Source organism: Mycobacterium sp. NGS27 (assembly GCF_059813005.1).
The window spans coordinates 697,067-722,288 of sequence record NZ_JCALDT010000001.1 but is presented as its reverse complement, the minus strand read 5'-3'; the positions used below and the strand labels follow the sequence as shown (position 1 = coordinate 722,288).

Annotated in this window: 12 protein-coding genes and 2 pseudogenes; 10 read left to right on the top strand and 4 right to left on the bottom strand. The window is 68.0% G+C overall.

Features of this window, described 5'->3' with window-relative positions:
- Nucleotides 1-44: 44 nt before the first annotated feature.
- Nucleotides 45-833 (bottom strand): SDR family NAD(P)-dependent oxidoreductase, encoded by a 789-nt coding sequence (locus AC5Y30_RS03065; RefSeq protein ID WP_499916172.1) that lies wholly within the window; start codon nucleotides 831-833, stop codon nucleotides 45-47.
- 207 nt (nucleotides 834-1,040) lie between these two features.
- Between AC5Y30_RS03065 and AC5Y30_RS03060 the strand changes: the two genes are divergently transcribed.
- Nucleotides 1,041-1,640, top strand: a complete 600-nt coding sequence (locus tag AC5Y30_RS03060) for a TetR family transcriptional regulator (RefSeq protein ID WP_499916170.1) — start codon at nucleotides 1,041-1,043, stop codon at nucleotides 1,638-1,640.
- A gap of 19 nt (nucleotides 1,641-1,659) precedes the next feature.
- On the opposite strand, the gene AC5Y30_RS03055 is transcribed toward AC5Y30_RS03060, so the two are convergent.
- Nucleotides 1,660-2,760, bottom strand: a complete 1,101-nt coding sequence (locus tag AC5Y30_RS03055; protein WP_499916168.1) for an NAD(P)H-dependent amine dehydrogenase family protein — start codon at nucleotides 2,758-2,760, stop codon at nucleotides 1,660-1,662.
- A gap of 308 nt (nucleotides 2,761-3,068) precedes the next feature.
- Between AC5Y30_RS03055 and AC5Y30_RS03050 the strand changes: the two genes are divergently transcribed.
- From AC5Y30_RS03050 to AC5Y30_RS03010, 9 genes and pseudogenes are all read left to right on the top strand, one after another.
- Nucleotides 3,069-3,716 carry a hypothetical protein gene (locus AC5Y30_RS03050; RefSeq protein WP_499916765.1) on the top strand — a complete coding sequence of 216 codons (648 nt, stop codon included), beginning with the start codon at nucleotides 3,069-3,071 and terminating at the stop codon, nucleotides 3,714-3,716.
- A 188-nt stretch (nucleotides 3,717-3,904) separates the two neighbouring features.
- On the top strand, nucleotides 3,905-5,443 hold the full coding sequence (locus AC5Y30_RS03045) for a nitric oxide reductase activation protein NorD (RefSeq protein WP_499916166.1): 1,539 nt from the start codon (nucleotides 3,905-3,907) through the stop codon (nucleotides 5,441-5,443).
- A 22-nt stretch (nucleotides 5,444-5,465) separates the two neighbouring features.
- A complete protein-coding gene (locus tag AC5Y30_RS03040) occupies nucleotides 5,466-6,266 on the top strand; it encodes a CbbQ/NirQ/NorQ/GpvN family protein (protein WP_499916164.1) in 801 nt (266 codons plus the stop codon).
- Between the two features lie 15 nt (nucleotides 6,267-6,281).
- Entirely contained in the window at nucleotides 6,282-6,410 is a 129-nt protein-coding gene (locus tag AC5Y30_RS03035) for a hypothetical protein (RefSeq protein WP_011724800.1), read from the top strand.
- Nucleotides 6,407-7,102 carry a hypothetical protein gene (locus AC5Y30_RS03030; protein WP_499916161.1) on the top strand — a complete coding sequence of 232 codons (696 nt, stop codon included), beginning with the start codon at nucleotides 6,407-6,409 and terminating at the stop codon, nucleotides 7,100-7,102. The genes AC5Y30_RS03035 and AC5Y30_RS03030 overlap by 4 nt, the downstream gene beginning before the upstream one ends.
- 14 nt (nucleotides 7,103-7,116) lie before the next feature.
- On the top strand, nucleotides 7,117-7,536 hold the full coding sequence (locus AC5Y30_RS03025) for a hypothetical protein (RefSeq protein ID WP_499916159.1): 420 nt from the start codon (nucleotides 7,117-7,119) through the stop codon (nucleotides 7,534-7,536).
- Nucleotides 7,537-7,549: 13 nt separating this feature from the next.
- Nucleotides 7,550-8,063 (top strand): annotated as a pseudogene (locus AC5Y30_RS03020) (hypothetical protein).
- A 10-nt stretch (nucleotides 8,064-8,073) separates the two neighbouring features.
- Complete coding sequence (locus AC5Y30_RS03015) at nucleotides 8,074-8,490, top strand: hypothetical protein (RefSeq protein ID WP_499916157.1); 417 nt, start codon at nucleotides 8,074-8,076, stop codon at nucleotides 8,488-8,490.
- A gap of 11 nt (nucleotides 8,491-8,501) precedes the next feature.
- Nucleotides 8,502-9,728, top strand: a pseudogene (locus AC5Y30_RS03010) (cytochrome P450).
- Here AC5Y30_RS03010 and AC5Y30_RS03005 read toward each other — a convergent pair.
- Both AC5Y30_RS03005 and AC5Y30_RS03000 read right to left on the bottom strand, forming a co-directional pair.
- Entirely contained in the window at nucleotides 9,725-12,322 is a 2,598-nt protein-coding gene (locus AC5Y30_RS03005; RefSeq protein ID WP_499916156.1) for a sugar epimerase family protein, read from the bottom strand. The pseudogene AC5Y30_RS03010 and the gene AC5Y30_RS03005 overlap by 4 nt on opposite strands.
- Before the next feature lie 72 nt (nucleotides 12,323-12,394).
- Nucleotides 12,395-24,928, bottom strand: coding sequence for a type I polyketide synthase (locus AC5Y30_RS03000; RefSeq protein WP_499916155.1), 12,534 nt, complete (start codon nucleotides 24,926-24,928; stop codon nucleotides 12,395-12,397).
- Between the last annotated feature and the right edge of the window lie 294 nt (nucleotides 24,929-25,222).

Below are 25,222 nucleotides of genomic sequence, written 5' to 3'. Positions count from 1 at the left end.
GGTGGGTGACGACCCATCATGGCGCGTTCACTGAAAAGCGCAGATCAGTAGTCGGGTATCGGCAGCGGAGAATTGTTCGAGTCGATGCCGCCGTCGACGTGAAAAGTCGCGTTGGTCGCGTAGCAGTCGCGGGTGCACAGATATACCGCGAGCCGTCCGAGGTCCTCGACGTCGCCCAGCCGATGCAACGGTGTGGCCTCTTGCATCTTCTCCAGCGACCCCGGCATCAGGTCCAGGCTGCCCTTCAGACCGTCGGTGGCGAAAGAACCCAAAGCAATGGCGTTGACGCGGATCTTGGGCGCGAGTTCTTGCGCCATGGCGCGGGTGAGCGCCTCGAGGCCGCCCTTCGCGACGCAATATGCGGCCAATGCCCGGATGCCGAACCGCGCCGATCCCGACGAGATGTTGATGATGGAGCCGTGCCCCGCACTGAGCATGTGCGGGGCCGCGAGCTGACTCATGATGAAGGCCGACGTCACGCACCAGTCGAACGTATGGCGGAAATCTTCGTCGGTGATATCCAGGAATCGCGCGTAGGTGGCACCACCGACATTGTTGACCAGGATGTCGATGCGGCCGAACCGATCCATGGCGCTGTTCACCACGCGCTCCGAATCCGGACGGCTCATCGCATCCGCTACGAGCGCCAGACCCTTGCCGCCCGCGGTCTCGATACCCTCAATCGTGCCAACGATATCCGCCTCGGTACGCGCGGTCCCGACGATGGTGGCGCCCGCCTCCGCCAACACGCGCGCGATGCCCGCTCCGACACCCTTGCCGGCGCCCGTGACGATCGCGACTTGCCCGTCGAGCCGGAATTGCTCCAATGCCATGCCGGGCTCCCTCGATCAGATGTGTGCGCCGTTCAATTTATGAAGCTTGCTGACTAAAGTCAATGATCAGCCGTTGCCAGACATCTGTTACCGTCACGACGGTCCGAGAATGCTCAAGTTGTGCAAGCCTTTCTGGCCGAGACACGGCATACTGGTCGAGTTAGCCTCAAAGCTCTTACATGAGCCAGGTCAACCGTGAGGAAAGAAATGGCTGTGACGGATCGGCTGTCGGCGCGGGAAGCTAAGCGCCTGCAGACCCGGGAGCGTTTGATGGGCGCCGCGATCGCGGAGTTCGCGCGCGCCGGCATGGCCGAAGCCGACGTGGCCGCGATCGTGGCCGCGGCGGGCGTCGCCCACGGAACCTTTTTCTTTCACTTCCCCACCAAGGAACATGTGCTGCTCGCGCTGGAGCGTCGCGAAGAGGACCGCATTGCCAAGCAGTTCGCACAATCCTTGAAGTCCAAGCACGATCTGGCTTCCGCGTTGAATGAGGCGGTCCGCCTGGTGGTCGGGTTGGAACGCAGACTGGGCGATCGGCTCTTCAATGACTTTCTCGCGCTGCATTTCTCCCAGACCCGACCGCAGACCGAAGACGGCCGGGATCACCCGCTGATCGTGCTGGTCGCGCAGGAGATCGCGCAGGCCCAGGAGCGCGGCGAGACGTATCCGGATGTGAACCCCATGAACAGTGCGGTGTTCTTTTTGTTGGGTCTCTACGCCCTGTTGATCACCACCAACCACTGGCCGACGGGCCACGCCCTGCTGGAAGACTACGTGGCGAGGACATTGCGCAGCTTGAAGCCCTGACCCGCAACGCCTTTCGTGTTTAGCGCACCACGCCGAGCAACGGCACGAGGCCGAGTTCCTTGTGGGTGAGAAAGCCCGGCGCGGCATCGCAGACGGCGGGAACCGTGTTCGCCGGACCCATCGCGGTCCACGTGTAGCCCGGCTTGGGGTAGTTGCCCTGTGGGTCGGCCGGCGCCTGCAGGATCAGCTCGGTGGGTTCGTCGCCCTCGATCACGATGCGGTAGTGGTAGTGCCCGCCCCAATCCGGCCGCGGTTCGATGGCGTCGTAAGAGTCCATGGTGTACATCTCGTGGAAGGTGATGAGGGGCTTGTTGTCGACCCACGTCGTCCACTGGTGATGTTGCGAGGCGACGGTGCCTTTCTTGATCGTGCCCTTGAAGCCCGGCATGTCGCTGGACGGCCCGCCCTCATACGGGATGTCGCGAATCGCCGTTCCCAGTTCGACGTCCGTCGTGTATTTGTCGACCGTCTTCCCTAGGCCGCAAACCACCATGGCCATCGATTGCGCGAAGAGCGGCCACGCGTTGCCCAACAGATTCGGTCCCGCCCTGAACTCTTCGGGGGTACTCCCCATCCCCATCTCGTGCAGATACTTCAGCGTGTCCTTGCCGAAGTTCACCACCTCGTAGATGTGGATGGAGTCGATTCGGCTCACGATGCGAGCCAGCGTCAGAACCAGTAGGTCACCGGCAAAACCCGGGTTGACTCCCCCTGCGTGGAAAGACGTCCCGCCCTCGTGGCACGCCGCATCGATCTTGTCGATGTCGGCCTGGCTGTGCTCGGTGCGAAACCACCAGGCGCCCCCGGACGCGACGACGTTTTTGCCCGAGCGCAGCAGGCGGCAGACCTCGTCGGGATCCGACCACAAGGGCGCGTAGAACACGCAATCGGCGTCGAGCGCTTCGATTTCCGCCTTGTCGGTGGTGGCGAGCACCCCGATGGGCGCGACACCGACCAGCTCGCCGGCGTCCTTGCCCACCTTCTCCGGGCGGTTGCAGAGGACCCCGACCACCTCGTAGGCGGGGTTGTGCGCAAAATGGCGCAGTGCGATCGTCCCGACATTGCCTACGCCCCACTGGATCACGCGATACTTCTTGTCAGCCGGCGATTCGAGCTTCATTGCTACTCCTTCGGGGACCGGAAGGGCTCAGCGCTCGCTGAGCGTAGGCATCGCCGGAACTCCATGTCAACGATCCAGAGCTGACTTTTGTCAGCAGAAGGCGCCCACAGCAGCGACCTTTGCTGCGGGGTTGGACAGTGCTGCCAATGTCGCATCAAGCAGTGGGCGCGGGCTTGCCCGCAATCTTCTGCTGACTACAGTCAGCCTGTTATAGTGCACACGCCGATCCAATCACCGGAGGGTTCGTGAATCTGCCGAAGCTCGAGTCAACCCGCGCCGCGCAGACGGCCCCGACCATCGACGAGCACATGGAGCGCTCGCAACTCGCGCAGCGCCGGGCCGACAGATGGCTGATCTCCGGCAGTCTGCTGATCGGCACCGCGGCCCTCGGCATCTTCGGCCTACCGCTGTTCCTCTGGGGAGTGCGGTTGCTGCGCCGCGCCCAACGCGAAGGCCTCTCGGTGCGGCCCATGCTGGTCACGTTGCTCGGCTACCTCGTGATCATCGACGCAGCGATCAACACCGTCGGATGGGCGCTCGACCTGGTGGCGAATCACACCATCCTGGCCCGCGTGCTGCTCAACGGCTGGGGCAACATGTTCGATGCCGGCTACTTCTGGCACTACAACGAGCTGTGGGTCGGCGGTGCGGCCGGCCCGGGTGAGAAGGCCTTGGAAGTCGGCCTGATCCTGACCGTCTTCACGATGCGCATCGCCGCGGCCATCGGTTTCCTGCAGATGAAGCGCTGGGGGCACCAGTGGATGGTCATCACCTGCTGGATGGGCGTGGTCATCTGGATCACCTACGTCTTCAACATGACCATGTTCGCCGACGTGCGCTTCGCCGGCGTCGTGCTGCCGGTCGTCGGCTGGTGGCTCTACGACATCTTCTACATCACCCCCTTCCTCGCCATCCCCTACCTGCACACCGTCAACCGCGAGCTCTTCTCCGACTGAAATGCGCGAGCCGAAATCCACTACGTTACAGAGGAAGTCACATCATGGGTTATCTGTGGGAGATCCTTCGCTACGTCGCCGCGTGGGGTGGCACCGGCCTGATCATCTGGTTCTGGTACTGGCTGTTCTCCAACATCGGCACGTTCTGAGCGGGGGGCCGGCTAGGCGGGACGCACGGGATTCTTGCAATGGCTGACCAATCCGATGCGCACGCGATGGCGCTGGAACGTAGTTGCGCCGTAACGGCGGTCGCGCTGAGCGAGCAGCGTCGCGAAGGCGCCCGGCTCGTCACGGGCCAGCGGCGCAGCTTCGGTTTGAACGCGGCGCTCACCTTCGTCCACGTCCCCTATTCCGTGCCGCCCGACTGGACACGCCGGGTGCTGACCTGCGGTGTGGCCCTGCAATGTTCACCATCGAAGGAACGCGTCACCGGCTACCGCCTCAACGAGCTGGCCGCCCGCGAGCTGTGTGCCCTCACGCTGATCGAGGCCGGCGTGGCGCTGGGCTGGATAGCGTCGCGATGGCCCGGCCTGCTCCCCGATATTCAACGGCTCCTCCCCGACCTGCACGCCGAGGCCGGCGACCTCGACGGCGCCGAGATGCTCAATCGGGCAATAGCATTGGCGGCCAGCGGCCAGCCATTGCCGATTCATCCGCTGCTGGGCTCGTTGCCCGTGGCATACACCGCCCCGCACGGGCTGGCAGACAAGCTGCGGCGCAGCTTCGGCAGGATGCCCTGGACCACAACACAGAAGCGAATTCCGCGGCCGTACTCGGTTCCCGTCGGCGGCGACGGCGGCGTCCGCAACCCGAACCTGCCGCCACCGAACCGCCCGCAGGACAACGATCTCGACATCACGCCGGAACACCGGCCCGGGATTCCCTATCCCGAATGGAACATGTGGACGCAGCGATTCATGCGCGACCACGTCGCCCTGATTGAGCGCGCCGAGCATGCTGACGGCCCGCGGACCCGCCGGGCCGTTCCGGTGGCCGTCGACGTACGCAAGTGGTTCGAAGAGCACACCCACCGCGCGATGACCAACCGCCTCGAGGACGGCTCCGACCTGGACGTCGACCAATACGTCAACCACTACATCGACCTGTCCGCCGGTGCGGCCAAGGAGCCGAGGGTATTCCGCGACCTGCTGCCCAGCAGCCGCGATGTGACCACCGCGCTGCTGCTCGACGGCAGCTCGTCGCTGGGGGTGCATGGCGGCCGCGTGTTCCAGCTCGAATTGGCCTGCGCTGACGCGCTTTCGCGTGCCATGACGCTGGCGCGCGAACGTCACGGCGTTTTTGTCTTCACCGGCAACACCCGTCATCGCGTCGAAGTGCGATGCCTGAAGGACTTCGAAGACCGCCGGTTCGTCCCGCCCAGCCGGCTGGGGCTCTCAACCCGGGGATACACCAGACTCGGTGCGCCACTACGTCATTTGACGAGCCGGCTGCTGGCCCAGGCCTCCGAGCGGCGGCTGCTGATCGTCATCGGCGACGGCCTGATCTCCGACGAAGGTTACGAGGGTCGTTACGCCTGGGCCGACGCCGCGCACGCCGTCGAGGAGGCCAACGATGCCGGGGTGTCGATCTACTACGTGGGGGTGGGTCCCACCCGCGTCGATCCCCTGCCGGAGGTGTTCGGTCCGCGTCGGTCGCAACGCATCCGGCGTATCGAGGAGCTGCCCCGGGTACTGGCCCATGTCCACCGTGAACTGGTCGCCGCGTGAGCGCCGGCCTGGTGAGGAAGAGATGACCACCGAGACGTATTTCGCAAACGGCAACGAAGTCCAGTTGTTCGAACAGGCCTTCCGTCAACGGATTCCGGTGATGCTCACGGGCCCGACCGGGTGTGGAAAAACGCGCTTCGTCGAACACATGGGCTCACTGCTGCAACGACCCGTGGTCACCATCAGCTGCCACGACGACCTCACCAGCTCCGATCTGGTCGGCCGTTTCATGGTGACCGGCGGCGACGTGGTGTGGACCGACGGCCCGCTGACCCGGGCTGTCAAGGCCGGCGCGATCTGCTACCTGGACGAGGTCGTCGAAGCCCGGCACGACTCACTGGCGATCCTGCATTCGCTCACCGATCACCGGCGCTCGCTCTACCTCGACCGAGCCGGCGAGGTGGTGAAGGCGCCGGGGGAATTCATGCTGGTGTGCTCGTACAACCCGGCATACCGCAGCTCACTCAAAGAGCTCAAACCCTCGTTCCGCCAGCGGTTCGCCACGCTGGCGATGAACTATCTGCCGCCTGACCGCGAGGCCGAGGTGATCGTCGCCGAATCCGGAATCCCCCTGACGGCCGCGACGCGGCTGGTCGGATGCGCGGTCGCAATCCGCACCGCCGACGAGGCCTTTCACTTCGAACCGCCGTCGACCAGGGTGCTGGTCACGGCCGCACAGTTGATCGCCGCCGGCGCAACCGAATTGGACGCGGTCAACGCGTGCATACTCGCGCCGCTGAGTACCGACGGCGCGATCACCGACGGTCTACGTGAAGTCGCGGCGGCCAGCCTGGCCCCCTCGAATGCCTCCAGCAGTCGTTAGAAAGGAGCAACCGGCATGGACCGACAGGAGCAGAAGCGCAAGAGGGCGCTCATCGTCTTTCAGATCTTCATCTACGGCTACCTGCTGGCGATGTTCGGCGTCCAGCTGTACATGTCGTTCGCCCGCGGGTGGTGGGATCTGTGACTCTTGATGCCGCGCAGGCGAGTTCGGTCGGCCTCGACGATCACCACGACGAATCCCGCCGCGCCCAGCGGCACGCCGACAAGTGGATGATCGTCGGCGCCGCGCTGATGGGCATGTGGGCGCCCGGCTTGATCGGATTCCCCATTTTCATGCGCGGAGTGTGGCTGCAGCGCCAGGCGTTGCGCGCGGGCCTGTCGGTCCGGCCCATGATCGTCACGCTGATCGGTTACCTGGTACTCATCGACGGCATGCTCAACAGCCTCGGCTGGGCCCTGGACCTGGTGGCCAACCACACGCTGATCAACCGCGTGCTGATGGTCGGGTGGGGCAACATGTTCGACGCCGGCTATTTCTGGCATTACAACGAATTGTGGGTCGGGGGCGCCGCGGGGCCGGGCGAGAAGGCCTATGTCGCCGGTCTGATCCTGACGGTCTTCTCGATGCGGGTAGCCGCGGCGATCGGCTTCTTACAGATGAAGCGCTGGGGTCACCAGTGGATGGTCGTCACGTGCTGGATGGGCGTGGTGATCTGGTCGGCCTACGTGTTCAACATGACCATGTTCGCCGACGTGCGATATGCCGGTGTCGTCTTCCCCGTCATCGGCTGGTGGCTCTACGACATCTTCTACATCACCCCCTTCCTCGCCATCCCCTACCTGCACACCGTCAATCGCGAAATCTTCTCCGACTAGCAAGGAGCCGTGCCATGACCGCACCGTCTACCACCGACGACAAAGACCCGGCCGCCGGTCTCGAGCCCGGCACCACGCCGTACTACGCCCGCATGCACAAATGGATCAAGCGCGCCGTATTGGTGTGCCTGGTGGCCCTGGTGATCGAGGGCGCCTTCACGTTGCCGTTCATGGCCGTCTATTACGGATACCCAACGCTGAGCCTCACCCAGATTTGCAGCGAGCTGCTCAAGATCCGGTACTCCAACGACACGCTGGAGTGCAAGTACCCCTACCCGCCGTTCGGTCCGCCCGAGGGAGCCGAGGGCAAGGCGACCGCGCAGGATGTGTGGGGCATCCAGCCGATACCGAAGTATCACCGGCTGGGATTCCGCGAACTCGTCAAGATTCACAACGAGCGACTGGCCCGCCAGCACGCGGCGTCGCACCCATGATCGGTTTGGCGCCTTGACGTATCGGGTCGTCCAGTGGACGACGGGTAACGTCGGCAAAAGCTCGGTGAAAGCGATCGTTGCGAACCCGACGCTGGAGCTGGTCGGATGCTATGCCTGGTCGCCGGAGAAGGCCGGGCGCGATTTCGGCGAGCTGTGCGGGATCGAACCGCTGGATATCAAGGCCAGCAACGACGTTGACATGCTGCTCGCGCTGAAGCCGGGAGGTCATCGAGATCCGCGGACGCTGGCGCAAGGGTCAGTCGCTGGATCCGGACTGGCCGTTGGACATGGGTTACACCATCGAGGTGCAGGGGCAGCCGACGATCAAAACCACGCTGAGTTTCCTTCCGCCGCCGAACTTTGCGGGCCAGACGCTGGACGACTACATCATGCTGGGGCTCACCATCACCGCGATGCCGGCGATCACCGCGATACCCGCCGTCGTCGCTGCCCCTCCCGGCATCGTCACCTACAACGACCTGCCGCTGCTGCTGCCGCGCGGCGTGCTACGCGCCGATTCACGATAGGAAGACCCCGATGCCCGAAGAACCCTCGCTCCACCACGTAGTGTTCGCCGTCGCGCCGGAACGACATGCCGCCGCGGCGCAGATGTTCGGCGATCTCGGATTCGTCTTCGAGCCCTTGCAGCTGGCCGAGCTCGGCCTCGACATCCACCTGGACTGGACCCGGGGCATCGAGCTGATCAGCCCGATTCCGGGATCCACCGGCGAAGTCGCCGCTTCGGTGACCGAGTTCCTAGAGCGGCACGGCGACGGCGTGTTCACCGTGGTCATCGGAGTCCCGGACGCCGCCGCCGGCGACGCCGTCGCCGAACGTTACGGCGCGACAACACGATTCCGCCAACACATGGAGGGTGAGGGCACCTACCTCGACGAAAACGACGTGTCGATCCTGGGCCTGCCGCTGACATTACTCGCGACCAACATTCCGTGACCGGAGACGACATGACCGTAAACGTGGCGATGCCAAGCGTTTTCGACGCCGACCTCCCGACGCTGGACTACGACATCACCGACACCGTGCACGACGTCGCCCCACGGATTCACGAGGTGCGCAAGCGGTCGCCGATCGCCATCGGGCCACTGGGACCCGAGGTACTCGGCTACGAACTCGCCCGCGGGATACTTTGCGACCCCCGGTTTCGTTTTCCCGCCCGGCATGCACATGACGGCCCGCGGGATAACGTCCGGCCCGCTGTATGACCGGGTGCTCGGCACCATCCTGGGCATGGAAGGCGAGGAACATCGAAGGCTGCGCGGTCTGGTGTCCAAGGCGTTCACGCCGCGGGCGTCCGCGCGCATGGAAGACACCATCGACGCGGTGATCAACGAGCTGATCGACCGGGTCGTCGGCGCCGGACGATGCGATTTCGTCGCCGACATCGCCCGGCCCTACCCGATCCCGATCATCTGCGCGCTGCTGGGCGCGCCTTCCCAGGACTGGGAGCAGTTCTCCCTCTGGGCCGAGGACATTTTCAAGATCGTGCGGCTCGACTCCGACCTGGCGAACGAGCAGCACATCGTGATGCGGGCGTGGGACGAGTTCGACGCCTACATCGACGACATGATCGCCGAGCGGCGAACCCGGTTGACCGACGACTTGATCTCCGAACTGATCCGCGCCCAGGACGACGGTGACCGGCTGAGCAACGCGGAGATGCGCATGCTGGCGTTCAGCATCCTGTCCGCCGGCACCGACACCACCCGCAATCAACTGGCCGCGTGCATGCACGCCCTGTGTGATCACCCCGCTCAACTGACGATGCTCCGCGACAATCCCGGCCTCGCGATGTCGGCCGTCGAGGAATGCATGCGCCATTCGCCGGCGGTCTGCACCACCCTGCGCACCGTCCTCGACGACGTCACCTTCGCCGGCTACGGCTTTCCGGCGGGAACCTTCATCTCGGTGAATACCTTTGCCGCAAACTGTGATCCAGAGGTCTATGCGCACCCGGACCGGTTCGACATCACCCGCGAGGACCCGCCGCCCATCTTGACGTTCGGCGGTGGCGCGCACTATTGCCTGGCGCGAACCTCGCCCGAACGGAGCTCGCCGGAGCCCTCAAGGTCCTCGCCCGGCGCATGACCAACCCGCGTCGCGTTGCGACGGCGCGGTGGAAGCCGATGCTGGGCTTGAGCGGGCCGGCCGCGCTGGAGATGGAGTTCGGCTAACTCAGCGCGTCGTCCGCGGCGAGCTCGAGCACCCGGATCTCGCCGGTGGCACCGTCGACCTCCACCATCGCTCCCTGCTTCAGCGCCTTGGTCGCGCCCTGAACGTCGACGACACAAGGAAACCCGAATTCGCGGGCCACCACCGCGGCGTGCGACATCGGACCGCCGAGTTCGGTCACGACGGCGGCGGCGTAGCAGAACGCCGCTGTGTACCCGACGTCGGTGACCTCCGCGACAAGGATCTCGCCGGGTTGCAGGTCGTCGATCGTCTCGGGCCGCACGATCCGTACCCGGCCGCGCACCCGCCCCCCGCACACGCCGACACCACGCAGGGTGTCCCCGCTGGCCAGCGCGTCCGACGAGCTGGCGGTGGGCTGCCAGCTTCCGCTGAAGACCGTCGGCGGCGCCACCGCGACCAGCCGGCGTTGTTCGGCCCGGCGCCGGGCCACCAGCGCGCCCACATCCGCAGGGAGCGCGTCGAGTTCATCGACAAGCAGATAGAAGACATCATCGGCGGCGGCAAAGATCCCCGCCTCGACCGACCTGCGCCCATACTCGCGAAGTAGCGTGCGTAGCAACCAGTTAGCCCGCACCACCTTGTCGCGGCGGACCTCGCGGTCACGAAGTTGCTGGGTAGCCATGGCCGCGATGGGCTTGGCGTGCAACGGAATCCGGGGCCGCCGGGCCTGCGGCGCCGGTGGCGCGCTCATCGCTTTGGTCACCATCCGGACCAGCAGCTCGGGATCGTCGGCATAGCTGGTGGAGCGCATCTCGAGCTCGGCCGGACCGCGGTGCCCGATGAGCGCCAGCTCGTCGCGCAGCGCGGCATGGAATTCCGGTGCCTCGACGGCGAGCTTGTCCAGCCGGTCCCCCGGTTCGGCCAGCAGCGCCATCACCTTCGGATCGCGCTGGGCGGCAACCACCAACCGCTGCATCGCCTCGACCGAACGCGCGCTGACCAATTCCGGCCCACCGGGCGCGGCGATGTCTCGCCCGCACAACCCACGCAGCAGCACGTTGAACGCCGCGCACAGCAGGAACGAGCCCGCCGCCAGCACCCACCCGTGCACCACCTGGTCGCGGGCCAGCGAGATCAGACTCAACAACCGACGATCGTCGAGCGCGGCGAGGTCGCCGTCGGTCAAGCGTTCCAGGCGATCCACGTCGGCGACGAACTCGCGGGTGTCCAACGGCGCGCCGGCCGACAGGCCGATCAGGTTGACGCCGAAGACCCCGATGTTGCGGACGGTCCGCAGCTGCTTGCGAATCCGGCCGGTGTCCGAATGCGGATGATCCTCACCGAAGATCGGCAGGGCGGCCATGCTGGGGCCGAAGAAACCGCTGTTGCTCACCACCGTTGTGGGTTTCACGAACGGCACCGTCTCGGCCATGAAGTGCGCGGTCGTGATCGCGCCGTACAGCCGGTGGGCGAACACCGCGACCATGCGCATCGCGATCTCGCGCTGGATCGTGCCGCCGGGCCGCAGCCGCTCGGCGACGCACACGGCGCTGGCCCGCAGCCCGCGAACCGTCGCCGATGCCGACGCCGGCGAAAAGGGACCGGGCAGCGCCTCGGACAGATTCGTGGCCAGGAAGGTGGGAAAACGCGGATCGAGCGGCGTGTCGAATTCCCCGTTATCCCCCGCCGCGCCTGCCCAAACGGGCTTGACGCCATCGTCGCTCGGCGCGTCGACCGAAGGTAGATCTTGGATGTTGGCCAGCCGCCACGGCAGCGATACCACCCGTTTGCCCACGGTCACCCGGCCACGCACCGCCAGCGCGAAATCCTGGACACATTCGCCGGATTCCCACGCCGGCCGGAAAGCCCATTCTTCTTGCAGCCGCGAGGTGTCCATCAGCGCAGCCCCCCGCACCAGGCGCAGCTCCGCCGGCTCGGGGCCCAGGCGCACGAGTGGGCGGCGCAGCGCAGCGGCGATTTGCCGGAAGGTCAGTTCGCCCGGCGCGGCGAGATTCACCGGGCCGCCGGCGATTTCGGCCTCCACGATGGCGCGGTTGAACAGCCCAAGCGCGTCGTCGAGGTGGACGACTTGGATGTGGCCATCTCCCGACCCGCCGGGGAACACCGGCAATGCCAGTGCGCGGCGCACCCAATTATCGACGCTTCGTCCCAAAATCAGCGCCGAACGGATCGCTACCCATTCCGCACCCGATTCCGCAAGCAGCTGTTCGGCCCTGGCTTTGAACCGGCCTTCGGCACTGGCCGGAGTCGGTACCTCGTGTTCGGCCCTCGGCGCGTCCATCCCACCGTACACATGGGCCGACGACGCGAAAACGATTCTCCTGGAGCCGGTCTCGGCCATCGCGTCGAGCACGTTGCGGGTGCCGCCGATATTGACCTGGTCGTCGTACCCGGAACCATTCGCCCACGCGCAGTGCGCGACCACATCCGCGCCGGCCACGGCGCGTCGGACAGCGCCGGCGTCACGGATGTCGGCCGCGACGAAATTCGCTGCGCTCGGCCAGCTTTCGGGACGATGTCGGGCGATCCCCGCGACATCGTGGCCCTGGCTGAGCAGCCGCGTGGCGAGGCCGCGGCCGAGTACTCCGCTGGCCCCGGTGACCGCGATTCTCACAAAACGCCCTCACTCAATTGCGCCGCTCCTCCTCATCGCTGCGCTCTGCATCGTCGACGGCGCGGCTCATGGCTATTCGTCGTCGTCCAGCAGCGCGGCGTTGACCAGGTCGTCGAGGTCCATGTCGGCGATGTCCTTCTCCGTGGATACCGCGGACGGCGCGTTCTCGCTGGACGATTCGTTGGCCAAGGCCAGCAGCAACTCCAGCACGCCGGCCTGGCGAAGGCGCTTGACGGGGATGGATCCGACGACGCGTTGTATCTCGGCTTCGCCCGGTGCGGCTGCCGCCGCGGGCTGGTCCGACGATCCGACCAATTCGCGATACATGTAGCCGGCCAGCGCGGCGGAGTTCGGGTAGTCGAAGATCAGCGTCGGCGAAAGGGCCAGCCCAGTCGCGGCTTTGAGCCGGTTGCGCATCTCGACGGCCGTCAGCGAGTCGAACCCGAGCTCCTGGAACGCCCGATCCGGATGGATCGCCTCCGGGCTGGAGCTGCCCAGCACGGTGGCGATGTTCGCTCGCACCAAGTCCAGCAAGACCGCCTGCTGCTCGTCCTCGGGCAGCCCTTCGAGGCGTTGCAGCAGAGCAGATTTCGACTTAGCAGCGGCCAGTGAGTCATCGACCTGACGCCGCGTCGGCGCATTGATCAGATCGACGAACATCGGCGGCAACGTGCCCGCGTCGAACTTCACCCGCAATGCGGCGAGGTCGATGTGGGCGGGCAGCATGAACGGCTCGTCGACGATCAGCGCGGTGTCCATCAGTTCCAGCGCCTGGTCCGAGGACATTGCGACGATCCCGTCCCGGCCGAACCGGGCACGGTCGGCGGCGCCCAATCCACCGGTCATGGCGCTAGCCTGATCCCACAGTCCCCAGCCCAGCGAAATCGCCGGCAGCCCATGCGCCCGTCGGTGCGCGGCCAAACCATCCAGGAACGAGTTGCCGGCCGCGTAGTTGGCCTGACCCGACGCACCCGCGAGCCCGGCGATCGACGAGAACATCACGAACGCCGACACGTCCAGATCGCGGGTCAATTCGTGCAGGTTCCACGCCGCGTCGACCTTGGACCGCAACACGGATTCGATCCGGTCGGGGGTCAAGGACGTCACCACCGCGTCGTGCAAGACCCCGGCGGCGTGAATCACCCCGGTCAGCGGGCGCTGCATCGGGATTTCGGCGATCACCTTGGCCAGGGCCTCGCGATCGGCGGCATCGCAGGCCACCGCCTCCACGGTTGCACCGGCCGCGCTCAGCTCGGCGACCAGCTCGGCCGCGCCCGGTGCGTCCAGGCCGCGGCGGCTGACCAGCACCAGGTTGCGTGCGCCGTGGCGGGTCACCACGTGTCGGGCGACCGCCGAGCCCGCCATGCCGGTGGCACCGGTGATCAGCACCGTGCCGGCCGTCCACGCGCCGGGCATGGTCATCACGATCTTGCCGACGTGGCGGGCCTGGCTCAGGTAGCGCAGCGCGGCGGGTGCGCGTCGCACGTCGAACCTGGTGACCGGCAACGGCCGCAACACGTCTTCGCCGAACATGCCGGCCAGCTCGTCGAGCATCTGCGCGATGCGGTCCGGACCGGCTTCGAAGAGATCGAAGGCGCGGTAGCGCACACCCGAGTGGTCCCGTGCGACCACCTCGGGGTCGCGGATGTCGGTCTTGCCCATCTCCAGGAAGACTCCCCCGGGTGTCATGAGGCGCAATGAAGCGTCGACGAAATCGCCGGACAGCGAGTCCAGGACGATGTCCACGCCGCGCCCGCCGGTGACCGCCCGAAACTTCTCCTCGAAGTCGAGGCTGCGCGAGTCGGCGATGTGATCGTCGTCAAAGCCCATGTCCCGCAGGGTGTCCCACTTGCCGCGGCTGGCGGTCGCGAACACTTCCAGGCCGATGTGGCGGGCCAACTGGACCGCGGCCATCCCGACCCCACCGGCCGCCGCGTGCACCAGCACGCGCTGACCCGGCTTGGCGCCGGCCAGGTCCACCAGCGCGTAGTTTGCCGTCGCGAACACGACCGACGCCGTCGCGGCTGCGGTATGTGACCAGCCGGCCGGCACCTTGACGAGCAGGCGCTCGTCGGTCTTGGCGACGGTTCCGGTGCCGTCCGGGAACAGCCCCATCACTCGGTCGCCGACCTCGAAACGCCCATCGCGCGAGGCGGTTTCGGGGCCAGTTTCGACGACCACGCCTGCGGCCTCGATGCCCATGATCGCCTCGGGGTCGGGATAGAGGCCCAACGCGATCATGACGTCCCGGAAATTGGCCGCGATGGCCGACAGCTCGACCCGCACCTGGCCGGGACCCAACGGCGCGTCGGCGTCGGGAATCCGCTCTACGCGCAGATTCTCGATCGTCCCGTAGCTGCTCATGCCGAGTCGCCATGGTCCCTCGTCGGGTGGCAGCAACAGAGAACCGACGGCGCGGCTACCGAGGACTCGCGCGGTGTAGACCGTTCCCTTGCGCACTATCGCCTGCGGCTCGCTGAGCGCCAGAACCGCAGCCACCGCCTCGGATTCCAGGGGCTCATCCGCGTCGACGAGCACGATTCGTCCGGGATGCTCGGTCTGCGCCGACCGCACCAGCCCCCAGACCGCCGCACCGGCCAAATCGGTGACGTCCTCGCCCGGCAGCGTCATCGCGCCCCGGGTCGCCACCACCAGGGTCCCGGCGCCGTCGCGGGACAACCACGACTGCAGCACGGGCAGCACCGCCCGCGTCGCCGCATACACCTCGGTGATCACGTCGCCGGCCACCGGCTGCGATTCGAACAGCACCGCCGGCCGGTCGGCCTCGGCGTCGTTCAATTCCGGTGCGCCCCAGGCGGATAGCGAGACGGGCTGCACCGCCGCCGGCGGCTGCGCCGACCAGACGACCTCGAAGAGCCGGTCCGGTCCCGAATTCGACACCGCGGCCAGCAGCTGCTTGTCGGTCACCGGGCGCGCCACCATCGATGCCACCGAGAGCACCGGCAACCCCAGCCCGTCGGCCAATTCGATGGACACCGCGGACGAGCCGACCGGCACGATCCGCGCGCGCACCGCGACCGCCCCCGCGGCGTGCAACGACACCTGCTGCCAGGAGAACGGCACCAGCATCGAGCCTTCGGGCAGTTCCTCGCGGTCGGAGGACAGCATGACCGCGTGCAGTGCCGCGTCGAGCATCGCCGGGTGGACGCCGAACCCGGCCGGCGATACCCCGGCGTCGGTGGGCAACGACACCTCGGCGAAAACTTCGTCGCCGCGGCGCCACATCGACGTCAGGCCGCGGAACGCGGGGCCGTAGCCGTAACCGCGCTGCGCCAAATGCTCGTAACCGTCGCCCACGTCCACCGGGACCGCACCCACCGGCGGCCATGCCGACAGATCCGCGCTCGGCTGCACCGATCCCGCCCGCAGCACACCTTCGGCATGCAGCGACCAGCCCGAGCCCGCTTCGGCCCGCGAAAACACCGACACCGCACGGCCACCCGAATCGTCGGGACCGCCGACCACAACCTGGATGGCGACCGACCCACCGGCCGACAACACCAGCGGCGCCGCCAGATTCAGTTCGTCGACGACTCCGCAGCCCACCTCGTCGCCCGCGCGAATCGCCAACTCGACGAATCCCGCGCCGGGGAACAGCACCACACCCCCGACGGCGTGGTCCGTCAACCAGCCCTGGCTGGCGGGCGACAACCGGCCGGTCAGCACCACTCCGCCGGTGGCCGGCAATTCCACCACCGCGCCTAACAGGGCGTGTTCACCGGCGGCCAGGCCTAGTCCCGCGGCGTCCGCCGGGGCGCCGTCGGCGGCGAGCCAAAAGCGCCGCCGGTCAAAGGCATACGTCGGCAACTCGACCAGGCCCGCGTCGCCGAGGGCACCGCGCCAGTCCACTTCCATCCCGGCGACGTATCCCTGCGCGACGGCGCTGAGCAAGGCGAGCGGCTCGGGGCGGTCCTTGCGCAGCGCGGACATGGTGGTCACCGGGGCCGCCGTCGGATCGGAAGCCAGTGTTTCTTCGATCGATGCGGTCAGGCCGCTGCCCGGGCCGACTTCGAGGAAGCGGTTGCCGCCGGCCGAGTGCACGAAACGCACGCTGTCGGCGAATCGCACCGCCTCTCGTACGTGGCGCTTCCAGTACGCCGCCGAGGCGAAGTCAGCTCCGGCCAGCTGTCCGGTCACGTTGGACACGATCGGAATGCTGGGCTTGCCGACGGCCAGTCCGGCGGCGACGGTGCCGAATTCGTCGATCATCGGATCCATCAACGGGGAGTGGAAGGCGTGCGACACGGAAAGCTGATGCACGCGGTGGCCGTCGGCGCGGAGCTGATCGGCCACCGCGGCCACTGCTTCTCGTGCACCCGAAATCACCACCGACGTCGGCGCATTGACCGCGGCGATGTCCACGCCGGCCTGCTCGGAGGGCGCCAGCAACGGCCGCACCTGTTCTTCGGTGGCCTGGACCGCGACCATCGCGCCGCCCTCGGGCAGCGCCTGCATGAATCGACCGCGGGCCGCCACCAGCACCGCGGCGTTCTCCAGGGACAGCACACCGGCGACGTGGGCGGCCGCCAACTCCCCGATCGAGTGGCCCATGACGAAGTCGGGCCGCACGCCCCAGGATTCGAGCAGCCGGAACAGCGCGACTTCCACCGCGAACAGCGTCGGTTGGGCGAATTCGGTGTTGTTCAACAGGTTTTCGTCGTGCCCCCACATCACCTCGCGCAGCGGACGAAGCAGGTGCCGGTCCAGTTCGGCGACGACGGTGTTGAACGCCTCGGCGAACACCGGGTAGCCGGCGTGCAATCCCATTCCCATGCCCAATATCTGGGAGCCCTGGCCCGGGAACACGAAGACCGTCTTGCCGGCGGTCACCGCGCCGCGAATGACCGAGCCGCCCAGGTCGTCACCGGCTAGCTCGTCCAACCCGGCCAACAGCCGGTCGCGGTCGCTGCCGACGACGACGGCCCGCTGTTCGAAGGCCGACCGGCCCGCCAGCGACCATCCCACGTCGGCGATGTCCAGGTCCGGGTGGGCGCGCAGGTGGGCCGCCAGCCGCGCGGCCTGAGAGTTCAACGCCGACAGCGATTTCGCCGAGACCGGCCACGGCACCACGGGGGCCTTCGGACCATCCACGATGCGCGGCGCCTCGGCCGGCAGCGCCTCGACGATGACGTGTGCGTTGGTGCCGCTGATGCCGAACGACGACACGCCCGCCCGACGCGGACGGTCGCCGGGCCAGGCCCGCGCCTCGGTGAGCAACGACACCGAGCCCGCCGACCAGTCGACGTGCGGACTGGGCTCGTCGACATGCAGTGTCGCGGGCAACATCTCGTGGCGCATCGCCAGGACCATCTTGATCACGCCGGCCACCCCGGCGGCGGCCTGCGTGTGACCCATGTTCGACTTGATCGACCCCAACCACAGCGGCTCGCTGCGATCCTGCCCGTAGGTGGCCAGCAGGGCCTGCGCCTCGATCGGGTCGCCCAATGTGGTTCCGGTGCCGTGGCCCTCGACGACGTCCACCTCCGACGCCGTCAATCCGGCGCTGGCCAATGCGGCCCGCACCACCCGCTGCTGGGAGGGACCGTTGGGCGCGGTCAGCCCGTTGGAGGCGCCGTCCTGATTGACCGCCGAGCCGCGCACCACGGCCAACACCGGATGCCCCAGCCGCTGCGCGTCCGACAGGCGCTCCACCACCAGCATGCCGCCGCCCTCGGAGAATCCGGTGCCATCGGCCGCGCCGGCGTACGCCTTGCACCGGCCGTCCTCGGACAGCCCGCGCATGCGGCTGAACTCCACGAAGATGTCTGGCGTGGCGTTCACGGTGACGCCGCCGGCGAGGGCCAGGTCGCACTCCCCCGACCGCAGCGACTGCACGGCCATGTGCAACGCCACCAGCGACGACGAACACGCCGTGTCCACCGACACCGCCGGGCCCTCCAGCCCCAGCACGTAGGACACCCGGCCCGAGGCCACACTCGACGACTGTCCGGTCAGCCGGAAGCCCTCCGCGGTCGGCGCCGCGCCCATGCCGTAGCCCTGCGTGTACACCCCGGCGAACATGCCGGTGGCGCTGCCGCGCAACTTGCCGGGCTCAATTCCCGCCCGCTCCAACGCTTCCCAGGACAGCTCGAGGAACATGCGCTGCTGGGGGTCCATGGACAGCGCCTCGCTGGGCGCGATGCCGAAGAAGGCCGGGTCGAAATCTGCCACACCGTCCACGAAGCCGCCGGTGCGGGTGTAGCAGGTGCCAGGCACATCGGGGTCCGGGTTGTAGACACCGGCCAGGTCCCAGCCGCGATCGGTCGGGAACTCGGAGAGCACGTCGCGGCCCTCGGTCAGCATCTCCCACAGGTCGTCGGGGGAATTCACCCCGCCCGGATAGCGGCACGCCATGCCGACGATCACGATCGGATCGTCGTCGGTGGCGCGAGCGACCGGAGCGTGCTTGATCTCTTGCGGCACTCCGGCGAGCTGGGTGCGAATGTAGCCGGCCAGGCCGTTGGGCGTCGGGTAGTCGAAGATCAGGGTGGGCGAAAGCGCCAGTCCGGTAGCGGTTTTGAGCCGGTTGCGCATCTCGACCGCGGTCAGCGAGTCGAAGCCCAACTCCTGGAACGCCTTGTCCGGGTCGATGGCCTCGGCGGTCGCGTTCCCCAGCACCGTGGCGATGTGCGAACGCACCAGATCCAGGAGCACGGCGTGCTGCTCGGGTTCCGACAGCCCCTCCAGGCGATGCGCGAGCGCCGATTTCGATTTCGCCGCCGCCAGCGAATCGTCGACCCGGCGGCGTGTCGGGGCGTTGACCAGGTCGGTGAACATCGGTGGCACCGCGACCGCGTGCGCGCGCAGGGCGCCGAGATCGATGCGGGCGGGCGCCAGGAATGGTTGGTCGATGATCAGCGCGGTGTCGAAGAGTTCCATCGCCTCGTCGGAGGACAGCGCCAAGATCCCGTCGCGGCCCAGCCGGGCCAGGTCGGCGGCGTCCAGCCCGCCGGTCATGGCGCTGGCCTGGTCCCACAGCCCCCAGGCCAGTGAGATCGCCGGCAAGCAGTGCGATCGTCGGTGCGCGGCCAGCCCGTCCAGGAACGAGTTCGCCGCCCCGTAGTTGCCCTGGCCCGACGAGCCGACCAGCCCGGCCATCGACGAAAACATCACGAAGGCGGACAGATTCATCTCGCGGGTCAACTCGTGCAGGTTCCACGCGGCGTCCACCTTGGCCCGCAACACGGCGTCGACACGCTCGGGCGTCAGCGAGGTGACCATCGCGTCGTCCAGCACGCCCGTCGCGTGGATCACGCCCGACAGCGGCCGCTGCGCCGCAATGTCGTCGATCACCTGCGCCAGTGCTGCCCGGTCGGCCGCGTCGCACGCCACCACGCGCGCCCGGGCACCCGCGGTTTGCAACTCGGCCATCAACTCGGCGGACCCGGGTGCGTCCGGACCGCGCCGGCTCAGCAACACCAAGTCCTCGACACCGTGGTGCGCCACCAGGTGACGGGCCAGCGTGGACCCCGCCATGCCCGTCCCACCGGTGATCAGCACCGTGCCCGAGGCCAGGGCGGAAGGCAAAGTCATGACGACCTTGCCGATGTGCTTCGCCTGGCTCAGATACCGCAGCGCGGTGCGCGCGCGCCGCACGTCAAAGGTGGTGACGGGCAACGGTTCCAGTACGCCGGCGTCGAACAGGCCGGCGAGCTCCTGCATCCACTGATGCATCCGCGGACGGCCCGGCTCGAACAGGTCGAAGGCGCGGTAGCGGACACCCGGGTACTCCTGGGCCACCACGCCCGGGTCGCGGATGTCGGTCTTACCCATCTCCAGGAACACGCCGCCGGGGGCGACGAGCCGCAGTGAGGCGTCGACGAATTCGCCGGCCAGCGAGTCCAGCACCACATCCATGCCCCGGCCGCCGGTGGCCGAGCGGAACTTCTCCTCGAACTCCAGGCTGCGCGAGTCCGAGATGTGATCATCGTCGAAGCCCATGGCCCGCAACGTGTCCCACTTGCCGCGGCTCGCGGTCGCGAACACCTCCAGGCCCAGGTGCCTGCCCAGCTGCACCGCGGCCATGCCCACACCGCCGGCGGCGGCGTGCACCAGCACCCGCTGCCCGGGCTTGACGTCGGCCAGGTGGATGAATGCCATGTAGGCGGTGGTGAAAACCGCTGAAATGCCGGCCGCTTCGGCATAAGACCAGTCGGCGGGCTTGCGCTGCAGCAGGCGGACGTCGCCGGGCACCAGCGTGCCGCTGCCGTCGGGGAAGAAGCCGTACACCGAATCGCCGACCGCGAACTCGGTGACCCCCGGCCCGACTTCGACCACCACGCCCGCGCCTTCACCACCGAGCAGGGCGTCGTGGGTGAACATGCCCAGGGTGATCATGACGTCGCGGAAGTTGGTGGCGATGGCGCGCAGCGCCACCCGAACCTGCCCCGGTTCCAGGGCGGCACCGGCGTTGGGAACCGGCTCCAGTTGCAGGTTTTCGAAGGTGCCCGCACTGCTGATGCCGAGCCGCCATGGACCGTCCGCCGGAGGCGTCATGATGCCGTCGACGGCGCGGCTGCCGTGCACCCGCGCGATGTAGGCCGTGCCGCCGCGCAGCAACACCGCGGGCTCGCCGACCGCCAGAACGGTCGCGATCGCGCTATCGTCAAGCGCCGCATCGGAATCCACCAGGACTATGCGGCCGGGGTGCTCGGTCTGCGCCGACCGCACCAGCCCCCATACCGCCGCGCCGGCCAGATCGGGGACGTCCTCCCCCGCCAACCCCATCGCGCCGCGGGTCGCGACGATCAGCACCCCGGAGTCGTGTTCGGTGAGCCACGCCTGCACGGCCGCCAGCGCACGATGCGTCCGCTCGTAGGTTCCAGACACCGGATCTTCGCCGGCCGCAATGGATTCGAAGACCTCGTGTACCGGCGGCTCGGCATCACCGGCCGTCGCCGTAACGGGTGACCAGACCACCTCGAACAGCCGGTCGGGACCCGAAGCCGACATCGCCGCGCGCAGCTGCCGCTCGCTCACCGGGCGCGCCACCATCGCGCGCACCGACAGCACCGGCAACCCGAGTCCGTCGGCCAGCTCGATCGACACCGCCCTGGACGCCGCGGCGCCCGCCGACGTCGATGCCGGCGCGATGCGCACACGTACCGCCGACGCGCCCGCCGCGTGCAACGACACGCCCTGCCACGAGAACGGCAACACGACCTCGTCGGGCTGGCCGGCGACGTGCTGGCTGACGATCAGCGCGTGCATGGCCGCATCCAGCAAGGCCGGGTGCACCCCGAAACCGTTGACGCCGCCGGCGGCGTCGGGCAGCCGCACCTCGGCGAACACCTCGTCGTCGCGCACCCACGCCGCGGTCAGGCCCTGGAACGCCGGGCCGTAGCCGTAGCCTCGTGCCGCCAACTGCTCGTAGCCGTCGGCCGCGTCGACCTTGACGGCTCCCGCCGGCGGCCAGGCGGACAGATCCGCTCCCGGCTCGACCGGGCCGGGACTCAACGTTCCTTCGGCGTGGCACACCCAGCCGGAACCGGTGTCGGGGCGCGAGAATATCGACACCGGGCGTTGGCCGGAGTCTTCGGCGGAGCCGACCACCACTTGCACGGCGACCCACGCCGACCCGGAATCCTTGGCCGGCAACATCAACGGCGCCTGCAGCGTCAGTTCGTCGACCGTCGAGCAACCGACCTCGTCGCCGGCGCGGATCGCCAGCTCCACGAAGCCGGATCCGGGGAACACGGCCGTGCCGGACACGGCGTGATCGGTCAGCCAGCCCTGCAGGCTCGGCGACAGGCGGCCGGTCAGCACCACCCCGCCCGAAGCCGGGAGCTCGACGACCGCGCTCAGCAGCGGGTGCTCGCTGGTGCCCAGGCCCAGTCCCGAGGCGTCCGCCGCGATGCCCTCCCCGGACAGCCAAAACCGGCGCCGGTCAAAGGCATACGTCGGCAACTCGACGAAGCCGGCGCCGTCCAGCGCACCGCGCCAGCGCACGCTCGCCCCGGCGACGAACGCGGTTGCGGCCGACGTCAGAAATCTGTCGAGTCCGCCGTCGTCGCGGCCCAGGGTGGGGATGACTGTGACGTCAGCGGCCTCGGTGTCGCCCGGCAGGCTGTCGCTGGCGGTGTCCTCGATGCCGGCGACCAGCGCCGGGTGCGGACTGGATTCGATGAAGGTCCGGTACCCGTGCTCGCAGGCGCTGCGCACCGCCTGGTCGAACTGCACGGTCTGCCGGATGTTGCGATACCAGTAGTCGGCGTCCAATCCGGCTGTGTCCAAACGGGTTCCGGTCACCGTGGAGAAGAACGCAATGCGCGAGGAGCGCGGCTCGATGCCGGACAGCACCTCCGCGAGATCCGCGCGGATCGCCTCGACCTCGACCGAGTGCGAGGCGTAGTCCACGTCGATCCGCCGGGTCCGCAGCTCGAGGTCGGCGCAGAAGCCGACGAGCTCGTCGAGCGCGGCCACCTCGCCCGACACCACGACGGCCGAGCGGCCGTTGACCGCGGCGATGCCGGCTCGATTGCCGTAGGGCGCCAACAACTCCCGGGCCCGTTCGGTGCTGCAGGCGATGGACAGCATCCCGCCGGGGCCGGCCAGCGCCGTCAGCAGCTTGCTGCGCAGTGTGACCACCCGGGCCGCGTCGTGTAACGACAGCGCGCCGGCGACGTAAGCGGCGGCGATTTCACCCTGCGAATGGCCGATCACCGCATCCGGGTTCACCCCGACCGACTTCCACAGCTCGGCCAGTGACACCATCACGGCGAAGAGCACCGGCTGCACGACATCGACCCGGTCCAGTCCCGGCGCATCGGGTGCGCCGCGCAACACATCGATCAGCGACCACTCGACGAACTCGGCGAAGGCGTCTTCGCAGTCCCGGATCTGTTGCGCGAATACCGGTGCGGTGTCCAGCAATTCGATGGCCATGCCCAGCCATTGGGAGCCCTGGCCGGGGAAGACGAACACGGTTTTGCCCGTTGGCGTCGCGATGCCCCGGATGACCGATCCGGTGGGATCGTCGTTGGCCAACTCGTCCAACCCGGCCAGCAGCCGGTCGCGGTCATCGCCGACGACGACCGCCCGGTGCTCAAACGTCGCGCGGCCCGCCAACGACCACCCGACATCGGCGATGTCGAGATCACTGTGCGCGCGAACGTATTCGGCCAACCGCGCCGCCTGCGCCGCCAACGCCGACGGCGATTTCGCCGACACCGCCCACGGAACCACCGCCCGCACCGGTCCGGCCGCACGCGCAGGCTCGGCGGGAGCGGCTTCGACGATGACGTGCGCGTTGGTGCCGCTGATGCCGAAGGACGACACGCCCGCCCGACGCGGACGGTCGCCGGGCCAGGCCTGCGCGTCGGTCAGCAACGACACCGAGCCCGCCGACCAGTCGACGTGCGGACTCGGAGCGTCCACGTGCAGCGTCGCCGGCAACGTCTCGTGGCGCATCGCCTGCACCATCTTGATGACGCCGGCCGCCCCGGCGGCGGCCTGCGTGTGACCCATGTTCGACTTGATCGACCCCAGCCACAGCGGCTCGCTGCGATCCTGCCCGTAGGTGGCCAGCAGGGCCTGCGCCTCGATGGGGTCGCCCAATGTGGTTCCGGTGCCGTGGCCCTCGACGACGTCCACGTCGGCAGGGGACAGCCCGGCGTTGGCCAGCGCCGCACGCACCACCCGCTGTTGCGAGGGACCGTTGGGCGCGGTCAGCCCGTTGGAGGCGCCGTCCTGATTGACCGCCGAGCCGCGCACCACGGCCAACACCGGATGCCCCAGCCGCTGCGCGTCCGACAAGCGCTCCACCACCAGCATGGCGCCGCCCTCGGACCAGCCGACGCCGTCGGCCGCGCCCGCGTAGGCCTTGCATCGTCCGTCCGGCGCCAATCCGCGGTGCCGGCTGAACTCGACGAAGACCGTCGGCGTGGCGTTCACCGTCGCGCCGCCGGCCAGGGCAAGGTCGCACTCCCCCGAGCGCAGCGACTGCACGGCCATGTGCAAGGCCACCAGCGACGACGAACAGGCCGTGTCCACCGAAACGGCCGGGCCCTCCAGCCCCAGCACGTAGGACACCCGCCCCGAGGCGACGCTGGAGGTCATCCCCGTCAACCGGTAGCCCTCGATCTCCTCGGCGAGCATGCCGTAACCCTGAACGATGAGCCCGGCGAACACGCCGGTGGCGCTGCCGCGCAACCCGCTGGGGTCAATCCCGGCCCGCTCCAACGCTTCCCACGACAGCTCGAGCAGCATTCGATGCTGCGGATCCATCGCCAGCGCCTCGCTCGGCGCGATGCCGAAGAAGGCCGGGTCGAAGTCCGCCACGCCGTCGACGAAGCCCCCGGTGTTCACGTAGCACTTGTGCCGCGCGTCGGGGTCGGGGTCGTACAGGCTGGCGACGTCCCAGCCACGGTCGGTGGGAAACTCCGAGATCACATCGCGGCCGTCGGCCACCATCTGCCACAGCGCCTCCGGGCTGTCCACGCCACCCGGGAAGCGGCACGACATACCGACGATCGCGATCGGCTCGTTGGACCGCTCCAGCAGCGCACGGTTGGTGCGCTTCAGGCGCTCAACCTGGACCAGCGCTTTACGGAGCGCTTCGGTCGCGTGCTGGAGTTGATCAACCATCACAAACCTCGCCTAACCCTCACCTAACGACATGCGGCCGTCTTTCACCGCCGGATGCGGTTTTCGCCGAGTGACGGAAATTTGCTGCACGAGGCGACGCCGTTTCCCGTTCGACCAGCGCCGTGCTGCTCTCCGACCCAAGAATATTGCTGGTGAGTATGTCCAACTCCGACCGAATTTCAAAACGTCCGCTGCTCCCGCCTACTACGGGAGGACCGGCCTGGACAGGTGCGCCGCGCCGCGCAAAGAAAGTGTCACTCCGGGTGCCCGGTGTGTCCGCTGGACCGCGGTGCG